Source organism: Arthrobacter sp. 10N410 (assembly GCF_056394945.1).
This window is the reverse complement of sequence record NZ_JBFTIP010000006.1, coordinates 1-16,916: the sequence shown is the minus strand read 5'-3', so window position 1 is coordinate 16,916 and position 16,916 is coordinate 1. Positions and strand designations below refer to the sequence as shown.

14 protein-coding genes, 1 tRNA gene and 1 pseudogene are annotated in these 16,916 nt (G+C 68.0%); 6 read left to right on the top strand and 10 right to left on the bottom strand.

Annotated features, from left to right (window positions below):
• Positions 1–2 precede the first annotated feature (2 nt).
• The 4 genes from thrC to argS are packed head-to-tail and all read right to left on the bottom strand — an operon-like array spanning position 3 to position 5,563.
• On the bottom strand, positions 3–1,109 hold the full coding sequence (thrC, locus tag AC1DB8_RS13430) for a threonine synthase (protein WP_441417344.1): 1,107 nt from the start codon (positions 1,107–1,109) through the stop codon (positions 3–5).
• A complete protein-coding gene (locus AC1DB8_RS13425) occupies positions 1,110–2,426 on the bottom strand; it encodes a homoserine dehydrogenase (RefSeq protein WP_476893302.1) in 1,317 nt (438 codons plus the stop codon).
• Positions 2,427–3,893 carry a diaminopimelate decarboxylase gene (gene lysA, locus AC1DB8_RS13420; protein WP_476893301.1) on the bottom strand — a complete coding sequence of 489 codons (1,467 nt, stop codon included), beginning with the start codon at positions 3,891–3,893 and terminating at the stop codon, positions 2,427–2,429.
• Between the two features lie 5 nt (positions 3,894–3,898).
• Positions 3,899–5,563, bottom strand: coding sequence for an arginine--tRNA ligase (gene argS / locus AC1DB8_RS13415; protein WP_476893300.1), 1,665 nt, complete (start codon positions 5,561–5,563; stop codon positions 3,899–3,901).
• A gap of 170 nt (positions 5,564–5,733) precedes the next feature.
• Between argS and AC1DB8_RS13410 the strand changes: the two genes are divergently transcribed.
• Positions 5,734–5,806, top strand: a tRNA-Arg gene (locus AC1DB8_RS13410).
• Positions 5,807–5,864: 58 nt separating this feature from the next.
• On the opposite strand, the gene AC1DB8_RS13405 is transcribed toward AC1DB8_RS13410, so the two are convergent.
• Together AC1DB8_RS13405 and AC1DB8_RS13400 are read right to left on the bottom strand one after the other, a co-directional pair.
• The gene (locus tag AC1DB8_RS13405) at positions 5,865–6,470 is read right to left on the bottom strand and encodes a cysteine hydrolase family protein (RefSeq protein ID WP_476893299.1); all 606 of its coding nucleotides are present in this window, start codon (positions 6,468–6,470) and stop codon (positions 5,865–5,867) included.
• 111 nt (positions 6,471–6,581) lie between these two features.
• Entirely contained in the window at positions 6,582–7,559 is a 978-nt protein-coding gene (locus AC1DB8_RS13400; protein ID WP_441417339.1) for a cation diffusion facilitator family transporter, read from the bottom strand.
• Between the two features lie 138 nt (positions 7,560–7,697).
• Between AC1DB8_RS13400 and AC1DB8_RS13395 the strand changes: the two genes are divergently transcribed.
• Both AC1DB8_RS13395 and AC1DB8_RS13390 read left to right on the top strand, forming a co-directional pair.
• Positions 7,698–8,744, top strand: coding sequence for a M4 family metallopeptidase (locus AC1DB8_RS13395; protein ID WP_441417338.1), 1,047 nt, complete (start codon positions 7,698–7,700; stop codon positions 8,742–8,744).
• Between the two features lie 39 nt (positions 8,745–8,783).
• Positions 8,784–9,137, top strand: a complete 354-nt coding sequence (locus AC1DB8_RS13390; protein ID WP_441417337.1) for a protealysin inhibitor emfourin — start codon at positions 8,784–8,786, stop codon at positions 9,135–9,137.
• On the opposite strand, the gene AC1DB8_RS13385 is transcribed toward AC1DB8_RS13390, so the two are convergent.
• Entirely contained in the window at positions 9,134–10,099 is a 966-nt protein-coding gene (locus tag AC1DB8_RS13385) for a GlxA family transcriptional regulator (protein WP_441417336.1), read from the bottom strand. The two genes, AC1DB8_RS13390 and AC1DB8_RS13385, sit on opposite strands and share 4 nt — an antisense overlap.
• An 81-nt stretch (positions 10,100–10,180) precedes the next feature.
• Between AC1DB8_RS13385 and AC1DB8_RS13380 the strand changes: the two genes are divergently transcribed.
• Both AC1DB8_RS13380 and hrpA read left to right on the top strand, forming a co-directional pair.
• Positions 10,181–10,348 (top strand): hypothetical protein, encoded by a 168-nt coding sequence (locus AC1DB8_RS13380; RefSeq protein WP_175322851.1) that lies wholly within the window; start codon positions 10,181–10,183, stop codon positions 10,346–10,348.
• 88 nt (positions 10,349–10,436) lie between these two features.
• The gene (gene hrpA / locus AC1DB8_RS13375; protein ID WP_476893298.1) at positions 10,437–14,444 is read left to right on the top strand and encodes an ATP-dependent RNA helicase HrpA; all 4,008 of its coding nucleotides are present in this window, start codon (positions 10,437–10,439) and stop codon (positions 14,442–14,444) included.
• 40 nt (positions 14,445–14,484) lie between these two features.
• Here the strand turns inward: hrpA and AC1DB8_RS13370 are convergent, their stop codons facing one another.
• The 3 genes from AC1DB8_RS13370 to AC1DB8_RS13360 all read right to left on the bottom strand — a co-directional run bounded on the left by AC1DB8_RS13370 (position 14,485) and on the right by AC1DB8_RS13360 (position 16,473).
• Positions 14,485–14,913 (bottom strand): HIT family protein, encoded by a 429-nt coding sequence (locus AC1DB8_RS13370; protein WP_441417334.1) that lies wholly within the window; start codon positions 14,911–14,913, stop codon positions 14,485–14,487.
• Positions 14,910–16,070 carry an NAD(P)-dependent alcohol dehydrogenase gene (locus AC1DB8_RS13365; protein ID WP_476893297.1) on the bottom strand — a complete coding sequence of 387 codons (1,161 nt, stop codon included), beginning with the start codon at positions 16,068–16,070 and terminating at the stop codon, positions 14,910–14,912. Before AC1DB8_RS13365 ends, AC1DB8_RS13370 begins: the two co-directional genes overlap by 4 nt.
• Positions 16,071–16,140: 70 nt before the next feature.
• Complete coding sequence (locus tag AC1DB8_RS13360) at positions 16,141–16,473, bottom strand: hypothetical protein (protein ID WP_476893296.1); 333 nt, start codon at positions 16,471–16,473, stop codon at positions 16,141–16,143.
• Between the two features lie 189 nt (positions 16,474–16,662).
• Here AC1DB8_RS13360 and AC1DB8_RS13355 point away from each other — a divergent pair.
• Positions 16,663–16,916: pseudogene (locus AC1DB8_RS13355) on the top strand (HNH endonuclease); the annotation flags it as partial.

The window sequence follows — 16,916 nt, the reverse complement described above, 5'->3', positions numbered from 1 at the left end:
GGCTATTTTTCTTCCAGTCCCAGTTCGGCGGCCACCGTGACGACGTCGTTGGCGACCTTGACCGGCTGCACGTCGCTGCCGTCCTCGGTGCGCAAGGCCCACTGCGGGTCCTTGAGGCCGTGGCCGGTGACCGTGATGACGATGGTCTTGCCCTCCGGAACCTCGCCCGCGGCGTGCTTCTTGATCAGGCCGGCGACGCCGGCGGCGGAGCCGGGTTCGACGAACACGCCCTCGCGGGCGGAGAGCCAGCGGTGCGCGGAGAGGATCTCCTCGTCGGTGACGGCCTCGATCACACCGCCGGATTCGTCCCGGGCGGCGACGGCGGTGTCCCAGGACGCGGGGTTGCCGATCCGGATGGCGGTGGCGATGGTGTCCGGCTCCGTGATGGGGTGGCCGGCGACGAATGGGGCGGCACCGGCGGCCTGGAAGCCCCACATCACCGGCGTCTTCGTGGCGACTGCGGTTAGGGTGCCGGCGGTGGCGGAGTCGTAGGGCGCTGCGTACTCCTTGTAGCCCTTCCAGTAGGCGCTGATGTTGCCGGCGTTGCCGACCGGGAGCACGTGGATGTCCGGGGCGTCGCCGAGCGCGTCGACGACCTCGAAGGCGCCGGTTTTCTGGCCCTCGATCCGGGCCGGGTTGACCGAGTTGACCAGGAACACGGGGTAGGACTCCCCCAGCTTGCGGGCGATGTCCAGGCAGTCGTCGAAGTTGCCGTCCACCTGCAGCAGGGTGGCGCCGTGCGCGATCGCCTGGCTGAGCTTGCCCATCGAGATCTTGCCCTCGGGCACCAGCACGGCGCACTGCAGTCCGGCCGACGTCGCGTAGGCCGCGGCCGAGGCGGAGGTGTTGCCGGTGGAGGCGCAGACTACGGCCTTGGCACCGGAGGCGACCGCCGCCGTCATGGCCATAGTCATACCGCGGTCCTTGAAGGATCCGGTCGGGTTCATGCCCTCGACCTTGAGGTAGACGGTGCAGCCGGTGAGCTCGGAGAGCTTCTGCGCGTGCACCAGCGGGGTGCCGCCCTCACCCAGGGTGATGACCTTGGTGGCCTCGGTGACGGGCAGGCGTTCGGCGTATTCGCGGATGACTCCGCGCCATTGGTGAGCCACTTAGACCCCTTCTACCCGCAGTACGGATGTGACGGAATTGATGACATCCAGGCCCTTGACGGCCTCGACGGTTGCTGCCAGTGCGGCTTCGCTCGCACGGTGCGTGACGATCCGCAGCTCCGCCGACTCCGATTTGGAGGCCGAGTCGCGGTGGATGGTCTGACGCATGATTTCGATGGACACGCCGTGTTCGGCGAAGAGCTGCGCGATCCGGGCCAGGACACCGGGCTGGTCCGCCACGTCGAGGCCGATGTAGTAGCTGGTGATGGCCGCGTCGATCGGCAGCGAGGGGACGTGGCCGGTGGTGGTTTCGGTGCGTCCCGGACCGCCCAGGACGATCCGGCGGGCCGCCGAGACGAGGTCTCCCAGCACGGCCGACGCCGTCGGGGTGCCGCCGGCGCCCTGGCCGTAGAACATCAGCTCGCCGGCGTTCTCCGCCTCGATGAAGACGGCGTTGAACGCGCCGTGCACGGCCGCCAGCGGGTGCTCGCGCGGCAGCAGCGTGGGGTGGACCCGGACGGACACGCCCTCCTTGCCCTCGGGATCGGTGAGCTTCTCTGCGATCGCCAGCAGCTTGATCACGAAGCCGGCGTCCTTGGCCGCGGCGATGTCCGCGGCCGTGACGGAGCTGATGCCCTCGCAGTAGACGTCCTCGAGCGCGAACCGCGTGTGGAAGGAGAGCGAGGCGAGGATCGCGGCCTTCGAGGCGGCGTCAAGGCCCTCGACGTCGGCGGTGGGGTCCGCTTCGGCGTACCCCAGCCGCTGGGCCTCGGCGAGGGCGTCGGCGAACTGCGCGCCCGTGGTGTCCATCTGGTCCAGAATGAAGTTGGTGGTGCCGTTGACGATGCCCAGCACCCGGGTGATCCGGTCGCCGGAGAGGCTGTCCCGGATCGGGCGCAGGATCGGGATGGCCCCGGCGACGGCGGCCTCGTAGGAGAGCTGAACGCCGGCCTTGTCCGCCTCCTCGTAGAGGGTCGGGCCATCCTGGGCGAGCAGGGCCTTGTTGCCGGTCACGACGGACGCGCCGTGCCGGATCGCGGTAAGGATCAGGCTCCGTGCCGGCTCGATCCCGCCCATCAGTTCGATTACCAGGTCGGCGTCCTTGACCAGCGCGTCGGCGTCGGTGGTGAAGAGCTGGTGGGGCAGTTCGACGTCGCGCCGGGCGTCGAGGTTGCGCACGGCGATGCCGCTCAGTTCGAGGCGGGCCCCGGTGCGGGACGCCAGCGTGTCGGCGTCGTCAATGAGAATCCGCGCAACCTGGGCCCCGACGTTGCCACAGCCCAGCAGGGCCACTTTCAGGGTTCGCAATTCCGTCATTCAGACTCCCATGTCGCGGTTCAGCAGATCTTGTTCGGTTTCGCCGCGGACAATGAGCCGGACTGATCCATCGCGTACCGCGACAACGCCCGGCCGGGCCAGATAGTTGTAGTTGCTTGACAGGGCCCAGCAGTAGGCGCCGGTCCCCGGTACAGCGAGCAGATCACCGGCTGCCACGTCCTCGGGCAGATATACATCTCTAACAACTATGTCGCCGCTCTCGCAATGTTTGCCCACCACTCGGGACAGCTGCGGGGCCGCGTCGGAGCTGCGGGACGCCAGAACCGCCGAATAATCCGCGTCGTAGAGCACCGGGCGGGCGTTGTCGCTCATGCCGCCGTCCACCGACACATAGCGGCGCGGGTACGTAACGTTTTCTGCGCCGTTTTCCGGCGCATCCACCCGGACGGTCTTCAGGGTGCCCACCTCGTAGAGCGTGAAGGTGCTGGTGCCCACGATCGCCCGTCCGGGCTCGATCGAGATCCGCGGTGCGGCGATGCCGAGCTCGGCCACCTTGGCGCGGACGACGGCGGCCATCGCCCGGGCGATTTCCGCCGGCGGACGAGGCGTGTCCACCGGGGTGTAGGCAATGCCGTAGCCGCCGCCCAGGTCCAGCTCCGGCAGCACGATCGAATACTTGGACTGCATCGCGGCGAGGAAGTCGAGCAGCTTTTCCGCGGCCAGGGCGAAGCCGTCTGGTTCGAAGATCTGCGAGCCGATGTGGCAGTGCAGGCCCAGCAGTTCGATGCTGTCGTGCCCGGCGGCGGCCGCAACTGCTTCCTCCGCGGCGGACAGCCCGGCCTGGTCGGTCGAGTCCCCGGCCATCGAGAGGCCGAACTTCTGGTCTTCATGCGCGGTGGCGATGAATTCGTGGGTGTGCGCGTGCACGCCCGGCGTCAGCCGCAGCATGACTTTCGCCGTTTCGCCGCGGTTCGCCGCGATCGCCGCGACCCGTTCCAGTTCGGCGAGGCTGTCGATGACGATCCGGCCCAGCTTCATGTCGAGGGCGCGGTGGATCTCGCCGTCGGACTTGTTGTTGCCGTGCAGCGCGACGGCGGCGCCGGGGATGCCGGCGCGGGCCGCCACGGCGAGCTCACCGCCGGAGGCGGTGTCCAGCCGGAGCCCTTCCTCCTCGACCCAGCGGACGACGGCGGTGCACAGGAACGACTTGCCGGCATAGTAGACGTCCACTCCCCCGCAGATGTCCGCGAAGGCCTCGTTGAAGGCATCCTGGAAAGCCCGGGCGCGGGCCCGGAAGTCAGTCTCGCTCATCACGAACAGCGGCGTGCCGAACTGCCGCTGGAGTTCGCTTACGGTGACGCCGTCAATGGCCAGTTCGCCACCCTCGTTGCGCTCAACACCGGCGGCCCACATCGGCTTGTGCAAGGCGTTGAGGTTCTCCGGGACGGCCAGCCAGTCCGGGGCCAGCGGGGAAGCTGAAACGCTGTTGTTCTGGTTCGCGGTCATGGCGTTCACATCCGTTCCGGCGCCGAGACGCCCAGCAGTTCCAGTCCGTTGGCGAGCACCTGGCTGGTGGCATCGTTGAGCCACAGCCGGGTGCGGTTCAAATCGGTGATGGCTTCCTCGCCCAGCGGCGCGATACGGCAGGCGTCGTACCAGCGGTGGTAGGCCCCGGCGATGACTTCGAGGTGGCGGGCGACGCGGTGCGGTTCGCGCAGCTCGGCCGCCTTGGCCACGATCGAGGGGTAGGTGCCGAGGTGCGAGAGCAGCTCGTTTTCCGTCGCATGGTCCAGCAGGGACGCGTCGAAGGCGTCTTCGCCCTCCACCCGGCGCTCGACACCGGCGGCTACGGCGTTGCGCGCGGCGCCACGGGAGCGGGCGTGGGCGTACTGGACGTAGAAGACCGGGTTCTCGTTGCTGTGCTTCTTGAGCAGTTCCGGGTCCAGGGTCAGCGGAGAATCGGCCGGGAAGCGCGCCAGGGAGTATCGGACGGCGTCCTTGCCCAGCCAGGAGATCAGGTCCTTGAGCTCGATGATGTTGCCGGCCCGCTTGGACAGCTTGGCGCCGTTGACGGAGACGAGCTGGCCGATCAGCACCTCGATGTTGACCTCGGGATCGTCGCCGGCCGCGGCCGCGATCGCCTTGAGCCGGTTGATGTAGCCGTGGTGGTCAGCGCCGAGCAGGTAGATCTTCTCGGTGAAGCCGCGGTCCTTCTTGGAGAGGTAGTACGCCGCGTCGGCGGCGAAGTACGTCGGTTCGCCGTTCGCGCGGATCATCACCCGGTCCTTGTCGTCGCCGAAGTCCGTAGTGCGCAGCCAGACCGCGCCGCCGTCGTCGTAGACGTGGCCTTGTTCCCGCAGGCGGGCGACGGCGTCCGCGATGGCGCCGGCGTCGTGCAGCTCCTGCTCGGAGAAGAAGACGTCGAACTCGACGCCGAACTCCGCGAGGGTCTGCTGGATGTCGTGCAGCTGCGCCTTGTAGGCGGCGCCGCGGATCACCGGCAGCGCGGCGACGTCGGTGAGTTCGCGGATGTCCGGGTGCTGCGTCAGGACCTCGTGGCCGAGGTCGGCGATGTACTCGCCCGGGTAGCCGCCCTCCGGAACGCCGCGCCCGTGCAGCCGGGACAGCACCGAGTGCGCGAAAACGTCCATCTGCGAGCCGGCGTCGTTGATGTAGTACTCCGCGGTGACATCCGCTCCGGAGGCCCGCAGGACGCGGGCGATCGAGTCGCCCAGGGCGGCCCAGCGGGTGTGGCCGATGTGCAGCGGGCCGGTGGGGTTGGCCGAGACGAACTCCATGTTGACCGTGCGGCCCGCGAGCGCCGTATTCGTGCCGTACGCGGGGCCCGCCTCGACAATGGCCTTGGCGAGGGCACCGGCGGCGGCGGCGGCGACGGTGATGTTCAGGAACCCCGGTCCGGCGATGTCGACGGCGGAGACTCCCTCGATCGACGCCAGCCGGGCGCTCAGCAGCCCGGCGAGCTGGCGCGGGTTGGTGCCGGCCGGCTTTGCCAGCTGAAGGGCGATGTTGGTGGCCCAGTCGCCGTGGTCCCTGTTCTTGGGCCGCTCCACGCGCACCGAGTCCGGAATGTCGGCGGCGGCAAGGGCGATTTCACCGGCGGTGACGGCGTCCTTCAGGCAGGCGGATATGGCGAGGGAGAGTTCTTCTGGGGTCACAGTTCCAGCCTACCGGTGGCCCGCGGTCCCGCGGAATTTTGCGGCCGTCATCTTGGCCTGCCGCGTTCCCGGGCAGGTTGCCGGCTTTCCCGGCCCGGCGATTTTCCATTGGAGCCCACCTTCCTGCTAAGCTCTAGGACGTCCCGCCGGTAACGGCAGGATCCCTGATTGCCCTCGTAGCTCAGGGGATAGAGCGTCTGCCTCCGGAGCAGAAGGTCGTTGGTTCGATTCCAATCGAGGGCACAGACAAAACCCCGCCGTTTCAGCGAAACGGCGGGGTTTTTGCGTTCATCGGCAAAGCTCAGGACAGCCCGCTGGAAAATTCCTCGGCCGTCATCGGGGTGGAGAACATCGGGTAGTCGTATGCGATCGCGTTGTCGTGTTCCTCAACGGATGTTGCAGCGACGCAGTCGCTCAGCGTCACGACCTGGTACCCGTTCTCGTAGCCGCTGCGCATGGTTGATTCGACGCAGCAGTTAGTCAGGAAGCCGCCCAGGGCGATGGTGGTGATGCCCTTGCTGCGCAGGATGAAGTCCAGGTTGGTGCTGGCAAAGGTGTCCAGGCCCCGCTTGCCTTCAATCACGATGTCGCCCTCTGCCGGCGCCAACTCGTCGATGATGGCCGCGCCCCAGGTTCCCTTCACGAAGACGCCGCCGTCCACGACCCCCTTGAGGATCCCGTACGGATGCTTGCCGAGTTCGTTATAGCCCTCGGCAAACGTGATGGGAGCATGCATGACCGTGACGCCGGCCGAGCGGGCTGCCCCTACAGCCCGGGCCGTGTTGGCGAGCATGTCCGTCCTTTCCATGACCGGCCGGACGGCGTCATGCAGGCCGCCGCCGTCGGAGGTGAAGTCGTTCTGGTACTCGATGAGCACAAGGGCGGTGGTGTTCGGATCAAACTTCAAGGCATCCTCCTGATCGGCGGTGGAACGCCGGCGGCGCTGCCGGCGGTCGAGGTCACAGTATCCGCCGGCCCCGCGCAGGACAAGGGCAGTTGGTCCGGCTTTAGCCGCGGGTCAGGCGCCGGCTCGGCTTTGTCCGGCGTCGAAGTCCAGGGCGGCTTCGTCCGGAGTGGACAAGGTGAGCACGGCTTCCTCCACCGTTTCGTGGTCCTCCAGTTCGCGCTCTATCCGGCGCAGCGCCACCGCCACTTCGTGTTCCGGGTGGTCGCCCTGCAGGTCCACGGCCGCGACCAGGTAGAGCCGGCGCGGGCCGACAAATTCCAGGTGCAGGTACGTGAGCCGGGCGATGTCCCGGTGCTCCAGCACCCGGCGGGCCATGGACTGTTCGATGTCCGGGGTAACGCCCTGGCCCACCAGGAAACGACGGTTGCGGTCGATCAGCACGACGGCGACGACGGCCAGCAGCACACCGACGATGATCGAACCGATCGCGTCCGGCAGCGGCGAGCCCGTGACCTGGTGCAAGAACACGCCGGCAAAGGCCACGACCAGGCCGACGAGTGCTGCGGCGTCCTCGGCGAAGACGGCCCGCAGGGTGGGATCGGAGCTGATCAGGACCTGCTCGAGGGTGTGCCGTTCCAGTTCGTGCGCCGCCTTCCGGGTCTGCCGGAACGCCTGGATGAAGGAGATTCCCTCGAAGACGAAAGCGACGGCCAGGACCACGTAGGCCACTGCGAAGTCGGCTGCCGGCTCCGGCGCAATGATCTGCTGGATGCCGTGCATGATGGACACCACGGCACCCGCAGTGAACAGCCCGAACGCCGCAAACATCGACCAGACGTAGGCTTCCCGTCCGTAACCCATGGGGTGGCTCTTGTCCCGCGGCCTGGCCGAGCGCCGTTCCGCGAAGAACAGGAACACCTGGTTTCCGGTATCCGCCCAGGAGTGGGCCGCCTCGGCGGTCATGGAGGCCGATCCGGTGAGTACGGCGGCTACCGACTTCGCCGCAGCCACAAGGATATTGGCCACGAAGGCGATGATGACCGTCAGCAGGGTCGAGCCGGGTTTCTTTTTCTTCTCCGTTTGCGCCATTGGCCTACCGTATCCAACGGGCAGCCGGACGCGGACCATCCAGCGGACCCCGGAGGGGAAGATCGCCGCGTCCGGCCCTGCCAAATGTCGGTGGCCCCTCGTAGGCTGTTCGCATCGGCAGAAGCAAAGGGGTCTCACATGTACTGCTCCATCATCCCTCCCTACATGTTGCGCCGGCTGGCAGCGCAGCATCATGAACCACGGCTGCTGATCGCAGCCCGTGCCGCCAAAGAAGCCCTGCAGCACGTCAAGAGCTTCCAGGCATCCCGCGCGGCGCCGGTGCCCGCGGCACCCCCGGGACTGCGGCAGCTCACGCCCGGGCCGCCGCAGCGGACCGTATACGACGCGAAAGCCTCGGAGAACCTGCCCGGTGTTCTGGTGCGCAAGGAAGGCGAACCCGTCACCGGCGACCCGGCGGCGGACGAGGCATATGACGGCCTGGGCCACACGCACCGGCTCTACGCCGAGGCATTCGGCCGCAACTCGATTGACGGCAACGGCCTGCCGCTGGATGCCACGGTGCACTTCGGCCAGCGCTACGACAACGCGTTCTGGGACGGCAAGCAGATGGTCTTCGGCGACGGCGACGGCCAGGTCTTCAACCGCTTCACGGCCTCCCTGAGCGTAATCGGCCACGAGCTGGCGCACGGCGTCACCCAGTACACCGCCGGGCTCGCCTACCGGAACCAGGCGGGAGCCCTCAACGAATCGCTCTCGGACGTCTTCGGCGCCCTCGTGGAGCAGTACGTGAAGCAGCAGTCCGCAACCGAGGCGAGCTGGCTGATCGGCGAAGGCCTCTTCACCGACCAGGTGCAGGGAACGGCGCTGCGCTCCATGAAGGCCCCGGGCACCGCCTACGACGACGATGTGCTGGGCAAGGATCCGCAACCGGACTCGATGGACTCCTATGTCCACACCAGCGCGGACAACGGCGGAGTGCACCTGAACTCGGGCATCCCCAACCGGGCCTTCTACCTGGTCGCGACGGCCCTGGGCGGTAATGCGTGGGAGACTCCCGGACGCATCTGGTACGACACCCTGACCGGAGGCTCCCTGCCCGCGGCCGCGACCTTCGGGGCTTTCGCGAAGGCCACCGCGGCATCCGCGAAGGAGCTGTACGGTGCCGAGTCGGCGGAGCATGACGCCGTCCGGCGGGCATGGGAAACTGTCAAAGTGAGGCTGTAACCAGCGCCTGCCTAAGGATCACCCAGTGGAGTCAAGCCAGTGAAGATAACCGTCCAGCGCAGCGGTGGCGTTGCCGGGATGGAGCGCGTCTGGAGCGTGCAGGCGGTGACGCCGGATGACCGGGACCAGTGGCAGCCCTTGATCGAGGCCTGCCCCTGGGACGACCTGCCCGGCCCGGCAGCAGCCGAGTCCGGCGGAATTCCCCAGCCGGACCGCTTCGTCTACCGGATCCGGGCCGGCCAGCGCCGCGCCACCCTGCCGGAGCGGGACCTCGTCGGACCCTGGCGGACCCTGGTGGACAGCATGCGCGCCGCCGCGGAGTCGCTGGCTCAGCCGGAACCGGCGTCGGGCGGTGCCGAGACCCGGGACCGCCCGGACGGGCAGCCCGGTTAGACCGCCGCCAGGTGCCCGCGGAACGTCCGCCGGTAGGACTGCGGGCTGGTGTCCAGCACCTTGGCGAAGTGGTGCCGCAGCAGCACCGAGTGGCCGAACCCGGCCTCCCGGGCGATCTCGTCGATGTTCAGATCCGTGGTCTCGAGCAGCTCCTGCGCCCGCAGCACCCGCTGCGAATTCAGCCAAGCCGCGGGGGTCGCACCGGTCTCGGCCCGGAACCGCCGCGCAAAGGTCCGCGGCGACATGTGCACGCGGGCGGCCAGCTCGTTGACGGAGTGCTCCTCGTCCAGGTTCCGGACCATCCACCGCAGCAACTCCTCCATCGGCTGCGAGCCGCACCTGGGCATGGGCCGGTCGATGAACTGGGCCTGGCCGCCGTCGCGGTGGGGCGGAACCACCATGTCCCGGGCGATACTCGCGGCCACGTTGGCGCCCAGCTCCACCCGGACCAGGTGCAGGCTGGCATCGATGCCGGCGGCCGTGCCGGCGCTCGTGATGATCCGCCCGTCCTCTACATAGAGCACGTTTTCATCAACCAGCGCGGCTGGGTAACGGCTGGCGAGCTCCTGCGAGTAGTGCCAGTGCGTGGTGCAGCGGCGCCCGTCCAGCAGCCCTGCCCGGGCCAGGGCGAAGGCGCCGGAGCAGATCGACATGACCCAGGCTCCCCGCGCGTGCGCCGCCCGCAGCGCCTCCAGCACGGACTCGGGGACATCGGAGTCCTTGCCGAACGGGGTCATGATGACCAGGTCCGCGTCCGCGGCGGCCTCCAGCCCGAGCGGCACGTGCATCGACAGGCCTGACTTCATGGGAACGTCGCCGGGCTCCGGAGTGCAGACCCGGAAGTCGAAGGCCGGCACGCCGGTGCCGCGGTCCGATCTGTCGACGCCGAACACCTCGAATGCGGTGCCGAACTCGAAGACCGAGAAGTTGGGAACCACGATCATCGCCACTGAATTGATCATGTCTCCAGTGTGGCAGAAATTATAGCCTTTTGGGCATTTCTGCCACTTTTTTTGCATCCCCCACCGGAGAACCATGGAGGTATGGAACTCATCGGAATCGCCCTCATCGTCCTGATCCTCGCCGCCGTCGCAGCCACCCTCCGGGCTCTCCGCAAAGACGGTCTGGGCCACAACCCGCCCGTCCGTTCGGAAGAGTACTGGATGGCCCACGACCTCCCCAGCACCAGCTACACGCTGCGGTTCTTCTAGCCCGCTCCCCCGCCAACCGCTGCCCGGCCCCGCCCAGGGACCGGGCAAACCTATGTCCGGCTGCTGGGCCAGTAGACTGTTTTCAGCCATGACACTGCATATTTCCTACCCCGCCGAGCTGCCGGTCTCCGAGCGCCGCGAGGACCTGATGGCCGCCATCGCCGCAAACCAGGTGACCATCATCGCCGGCGAGACCGGTTCCGGTAAGACCACCCAGATCCCCAAGATGTGCCTCGAGCTTGGCCTGGGCGAAAACGGCCTGATCGGCCACACCCAGCCGCGCCGGCTCGCCGCCCGCACGGTCGCGGAGCGCATCGCCGAGGAACTCGGCGTCGAGATCGGCCAGGAAGTCGGCTTCCAGGTCCGTTTCACCGGCGAGGTCAGCCGCTCCACCAAGGTGAAGCTGATGACCGACGGCATCCTGCTGGCCGAGATCCAGCGCGACAAACTGCTGCGCAAGTACAACGCGATCATCATCGACGAGGCGCATGAACGCAGCCTCAACATCGACTTCATCCTCGGCTACCTCAAGCGGATCCTCCCCCAGCGCCCGGACCTGAAGATCATCATCACCTCGGCCACCATCGATCCGGAGCGCTTCGCCAAGCACTTCGGCAGCGAGGAGGAGCCCTCCCCCATCATCGAGGTGTCCGGCCGCACCTTCCCGGTGGAAATCCGCTACCGGCCGCTCTCCCAGCCCGCCGGCGGCCCCGGCGCAGCTGGCGATGATGCGGACAATTCCTCCGACGACGAGCTCGAAGAGGACCGCGACCCGCTGGACGCGGTGTGCGACGCCGTCGACGAACTCGCCCTCGAGGCCCCGGGCGACATCCTGATCTTCTTCTCCGGGGAACGCGAAATCCGCGACGCCGCCGAGGCGCTCAACGCGCGCATCCAGGCGAACCGGCGGCTGGCCGGCACCGAGGTCCTTCCCCTCTTCGCCCGGTTGAGCCTGCAGGAGCAGCACAAGGTGTTCCACCCCGGCAGCAAGCGCCGGATCGTGCTGGCCACCAACGTTGCCGAAACCTCGCTCACAGTGCCCGGCATCAAGTACGTCATCGACACCGGCACCGCACGCATCTCGCGCTACTCGCACCGCACCAAGGTCCAGCGCCTGCCGATCGAGCGGGTCTCGCAGGCCTCTGCCAACCAGCGCTCCGGCCGCTGCGGCCGTGTCTCCGACGGCATCGCCATCCGGCTGTACTCGGAGGAGGACTTCGAATCCCGGCCGCTGTTCACCGACCCGGAGATCCTGCGCACCAACCTTGCCGCCGTCATCCTGCAGATGACGGCCATGGGTGTGGCCCGCGGGCCGAAGGATGTGGAGAACTTCCCGTTTGTGGAGCCGCCGGACTCCCGAGCCATCAACGACGGCGTCACCCTGCTCCGCGAGCTCGGCGCCCTGAGCGCCGCACGGCAGCCGGAAGCAGCGGACGACGCCGGGACCCGGGCCGGTCGCCGGCCCGCCGGCGGCCGCGGCGGCGGTCTCACCGCCGTCGGGCAGCAGCTTGCCCAGCTGCCGGTGGACCCACGGCTGGGGCGGATGATCGTCGAGTCCGGCAAGCGCGGCTGCGTCCGCGAGGTCATGATCCTGGCCGCGGCGCTGACCATCCAGGATCCGCGCGAGCGCCCAACGGACAAGCAGCAGCTTGCCGCGGAGAAGCACGCGCGGTTCCGGGACGAAAACTCGGACTTCACCGGCTTCCTGAACCTCTGGAACTACCTCCAGGAGAAGCAGCAGGAACTCTCTTCGACCGCGTTCCGCCGGCTGTGCCGCAACGAGTTCATCAACTATTTGCGCGTCCGCGAATGGCAGGATCTTTTCGCCCAGCTGCGCCAGCTCGCCCGGCCGCTGGGCATCAGCCTGGACAACAAGCGGCTTACCGACCCGGTGGGCAACCACGAGGGCATCCACATCAGCCTGCTGTCCGGGCTGCTGAGCCACATCGGCATCCTCGACGAACGCAAGCGCGAGTACGCGGGCGCCCGCGGCAGCCGCTTTGCGATCTTCCCCGGCTCGGCGCTGTTCAAGAAGTCCCCCACGTTTGTGATGGCCGCCGAGCTGGTCGAAACCAGCAGGCTCTGGGCGCGGGTGGCCGCAAAGTTCGATCCGCTCTGGGCCGAACAGGTGGCGCCGGACCTGGTGAAGCGCAGCTACAGCGAACCGCACTGGTCCAAGAAGATGGGCTCGGTGATGGCGCACGAGAAAGTCACCCTCTATGGTGTGCCGATCATCCCCAACCGGCGGGTCAACTACGGGCGGGTGGATCCGGAGCTCTCCCGCGAGCTGTTCATCCGCCACGCCCTGGTGGAGGGCGACTGGCAGACGCACCACAAGTTCTTCCACCGCAACCGTGCCCTGCTCCAGGAAGTCGAAGAGCTCGAGGCACGGATGCGGCGCCGCGACATCCTGGTCGACGACGAGACCCTGTTCGAGTTCTACGACGCGCGGATCGGTAAGGGCGTGGTTTCCGAACGCCATTTCGACAAGTGGTGGAAGGAAGCCCGCCAGCAGGACCCCACGCTGCTGGACTTCGACCAGTCGCTGCTGATCAGCGAGGACGCCGACGCGCTCGACGATTCGGCGTACCCGAAGACCTGGCTGCACAAGGGCTTCGAACTGCCGCTGAGCTACGAGTTCCATCCGGTGGCGCCCGGCTCCACGCCGAACCCGTCCGACGGCGTCACCGCCGAGGTCCCCGTATTGTTCCTGAACCAGCTGGACGACGCCGCGTTCCGCTGGCTGATTCCCGGCCAGCGGGTGGAACTGGTTACGGCCCTGATCAAGTCCCTGCCCAAGCAGGTGCGGAAGAACTTCGTTCCCGCACCGGACGTCGCCCGCCAGGCCGTGGCGGCGCTAGAGGCCGATTTCGATCCCGCGGCGGATGAGCTGGAGCCCTCACTCGAACTCGTACTGCGCCGGCTCCGCGGCCAGGTCATCCCGCCGGGGTCGTGGAACTGGGACGCCGTCCCGGCGCACCTGCGGGTCAGCTTCCGCGTGGTCGACTCCCGCGGCAAGGTCCTCGACGAGGGCAAAGACCTCGCGGTGCTCCAGGAAAAGCTGGCACCGGCCACCCGGCGCGCGATCGCCGAGTCCCTCGGGGCCACGCCGGCCACGACGGCGCCCAAGGCGACAACGGCAGGCACCGCCGGCGGCGGGGCGAACGGCAGATCCTCCGGGGCTCCTGCCGCACAGACGCAGCTCGTCCCGGCTCCGGCCGGCTTCAGGGAGCTGTCCGGCCTGAAGGAGTGGACCTTCGGCACCGTGCAGCGCCAGGTCCAGGGCACCGTGAAGGGCCACACCGTCACCGGCTACCCCGCACTGGTCGACGAGGGCGCCTCCGTGGCCCTGCGGCTCTTCCAGACCTCCGGCGAGCAGGAACAGGCCATGCGCGGCGGGATCATCCGGCTGCTCGCCCTGAAAGTCCCGCCGCCGGACCGCTATGTCCTGGAGCACCTGAACAACACCGAGAAGCTGACGTTCAGCCAAAACCCGCACGGCTCCGTTTCGGCCCTGATCGCGGATTGCGCCCTGGCCGCGATCGACAAGCTCACCCCGGCCGCGCTGCCGTGGGATGAGGCGGCGTTCAAGGCGTTGTATGAGCAGGTCCGGGCGGAACTGATCGACACGGTCTTCACGGTGACCGCCGTCGTCGAGCGGATCCTCGCCAGCACACGGCGCATCGAGAAGCAGCTCAAAGGAACCACCAGCCTGGCCCTGATCAGCGCCCTCAACGACGTCAAGGCCCAGCTGGAGCAGCTTGTCTTCCCCGGTTTTGTGGCACGCACGGGCTACGCCCAGCTGAGCCAGCTGCCCCGCTACCTCGCGGCCATCGAGAAGCGCCTCGAAAAGCTTCCCGGGAACGTCCAGCGCGACGCGCAGCACATGGCGGTCATCCAGGCCCTCGAGGACGACTACGACGACGCCGTCTCCGCGTTGCTGCCCGGCCGGCGGATCGGCACGGAGTTAACCCAGGTCCGCTGGATGATCGAGGAACTGCGGGTGAGCCTTTTCGCCGTCGAACTCGGCACCGCCTATTCGGTGTCCGAAAAGCGGATCCGGACAGTGCTGAACAAAGCGCTGGCGCCGGCGTAGAGCCCCTGGGGAGTGCTGCGCCGGCGCCAGTTCCTGGAAGTTAGGCCTCCGGGACGTGCTCCGCGTGGCCGGCCTTCCGCAGGCCCTCGCGCAGCGTCTCCGCGTTGGCGTCCAGCCGGGCCGGGTCCGGGTGCTGGTCGACCGAACCGAAATCAAAGTCCGCCATCGAGTTGGACGGCCAGACGTGCACGTGCAGGTGGTTGATTTCGTAGCCGGCCACGATCAGGCCCGCCCGGGCGGCGTCGAACACGTCCACCTGGACCGCACCGATCTTGCGGGCAACTTCCATGACGCGGCCCAGCACCTCCGGTGAGGCGTCCGTCCAGCGGTCCACCTCTTCAGTGGGAACCACGAGCGTGTGCCCGTCGGCCAGCGGGCCCACGGTCAGGAATGCGACAACGTCGGGCTCGCGCCAGACGAAGCGGCCCGGGATCTCGCCGTTGATGATCTTGGTGAACAGGGTGCTCATACGTCAGCCTTTTCCGCCGGGGACCCCAGGGTGCTGGTGTCCAGAACAAATCGGTACTTTACGTCGCCGGCCACCATGCGGTCATAGGCCTCGTTCAGCTGGTCCGCACGGACCACCTCGACGTCGGACACCACGCCGTGCTCGGCGCAGAAATCCAGCATCTCCTGGGTCTCGGCGATCCCACCGATCAGCGAGCCGGCATAGGCGATCCGGCGCCGGATCAGCGCACCGGGGTTGACCGGCGGCATAGCTTCCGAGGGCAGGCCCAGCTGGAAGAGCGCCCCGTCCACGCGAAGGGTGCGGAAGTACGGGTTGAGGTCGTGCGGCGCGGCGACGGTGTCGATGATGACGTCGATGCTGCGGTCCGCTGACTCCATGGCCTCCAGGTCCGTGGACAGGACGACGTGGTCGGCACCCAGCTCGCGGGCCGCCGTGAACTTCTGCTCCGACGTCGTGAAAACCGTCACCTCCGCGCCCATGGCCTTGGCGATCTTGACCGCCATGTGGCCGAGGCCGCCGAGCCCGACAACGCCGACGACGTCGCCCTCCTCCACCTCGAAGTGGTTCAGTGGGGAGTAGGTGGTGATGCCGGCGCAGAGCAGGGGCGCCGCGGCGGCCGGATCCATGCCCTCCGGGACCCGCAGGACATAGTTGCGGTCCACGACGATCGCGGTGGAGTAGCCGCCCTGGGTGATGGCGTTGCCGTTGCGGGCATCCTTGGCGCCGTAGGTTCCGGTCATGCCGTTTTCACAGTACTGTTCGAGGCCGTCGAGGCAGCTGTCGCATTCGCGGCAGGAATCGACCATGCAACCGACGCCCACGCGCTCACCAACGGTGAAATCGTCGACGGCGGAGCCCACCCGGGTGACCCGGCCGACGATTTCGTGTCCCGGAATCAGGGGGTAGGTCTGGGTTCCCCATTCGCCGCGGGTGGCGTGCACGTCCGAGTGGCAGAGGCCGCAGAACTCGATGGCGATCTCGACGTCGTCCTCCTTGGGGGCGCGCCGGGCCACGGTCAGCGGAACGAGTCCGCTGTCGCTGGCCGTGGCGCCGTAGGCGGCGGCGAGCGTGGGACGGTCGGTGCCGGCGTCGCTGGCATCGTTGAGGTCGGGAAGCGGTTTGGCGAGGGGCGGCGGTACGGGGCGTCCTGGAGTCATGGTCCGACGCTACCCCCGGGAGTGGATGCGGTGCCACTTTGGGGGTGGAGCGGGACCTGCTGGGGCGCGGCTATTCCGCGTGGAAGTCGATCGTTTTCGTGGTGGTGTTGCCGTCTCCCGGCGTCCCAAAGACGCGCGTCATGCGCGGCACGGTCTCCAGGCCGCCGTGGCGTGGCACGGCATGCTCAGACCACTTCACGAAGACTTCGATAGGGCGCCCGGCTGCCTCCGCTTCGGCCCAGTCAATGGCTGACAGGACGTTTGGAGCATCGCGGACATCCCAGTCGTCGACCATCCACGAGTAGCCTTCGACCGCCGGCCGGGTCCAAATGCGCACCCGGTACTCCGCGGGTCGGTCGTATTCGCCGATGGCCGCGTCCGGGCCGATTGGTTGAATGTCCATCGGCAGATCCTATGCCTGCGGGGGTAAGTCGGCTGGTTCTGGCTTTCAGCACCGGGTTCCGCCGACGGGCCTGACTTCCTTTCGGCGCCGGGGCGGAGGACTGGTTCATGACCCTTCTGGCCCGGCGGCCCTGCCCTGGGCTTTGCTGCGGCCGCCTTAATTGTCATAGCTGCGCGATAGCGTGTTTTTATGGACGGCAAGCAAGGGCCCGACGTGGCTCCGACGGACAGCGTAACGGTCGCGGACCTTGCGCGGATCCTGGCCGGGATCCCCGCCCCGGCCAGCGCCGCGGCCCTCATCGACGAAACACGCGAGCTGGAGGACCTGAAGTCCGCCCTGGCCGCCCGGCAGGCCCGGAACGCCGTCGCCTTCGACCTGTCCCAGCGCCGCGAACAATCCCTGGCCGGGGTTCCCGCCGACCAGCTTGGCGCCGGCGTCGGCGC

What these genes read in the sequence shown, in the direction of transcription:
- AC1DB8_RS13425 (WP_476893302.1), bottom strand. Translation starts at nt 2,426, where the DNA reads ATGACGGAATTGCGAACCCTGAAAGTGGCCCTGCTGGGCTGTGGCAAC.
- lysA (WP_476893301.1), bottom strand. Translation starts at nt 3,893, where the DNA reads ATGACCGCGAACCAGAACAACAGCGTTTCAGCTTCCCCGCTGGCCCCG.
- AC1DB8_RS13400 (WP_441417339.1), bottom strand. Translation starts at nt 7,559, where the DNA reads ATGGCGCAAACGGAGAAGAAAAAGAAACCCGGCTCGACCCTGCTGACG.
- AC1DB8_RS13395 (WP_441417338.1), top strand. Translation starts at nt 7,698, where the DNA reads ATGTACTGCTCCATCATCCCTCCCTACATGTTGCGCCGGCTGGCAGCG.
- AC1DB8_RS13385 (WP_441417336.1), bottom strand. Translation starts at nt 10,099, where the DNA reads ATGATCAATTCAGTGGCGATGATCGTGGTTCCCAACTTCTCGGTCTTC.
- AC1DB8_RS13380 (WP_175322851.1), top strand. Translation starts at nt 10,181, where the DNA reads ATGGAACTCATCGGAATCGCCCTCATCGTCCTGATCCTCGCCGCCGTC.
- hrpA (WP_476893298.1), top strand. Translation starts at nt 10,437, where the DNA reads ATGACACTGCATATTTCCTACCCCGCCGAGCTGCCGGTCTCCGAGCGC.
- AC1DB8_RS13370 (WP_441417334.1), bottom strand. Translation starts at nt 14,913, where the DNA reads ATGAGCACCCTGTTCACCAAGATCATCAACGGCGAGATCCCGGGCCGC.
- AC1DB8_RS13365 (WP_476893297.1), bottom strand. Translation starts at nt 16,070, where the DNA reads ATGACTCCAGGACGCCCCGTACCGCCGCCCCTCGCCAAACCGCTTCCC.
- AC1DB8_RS13360 (WP_476893296.1), bottom strand. Translation starts at nt 16,473, where the DNA reads ATGGACATTCAACCAATCGGCCCGGACGCGGCCATCGGCGAATACGAC.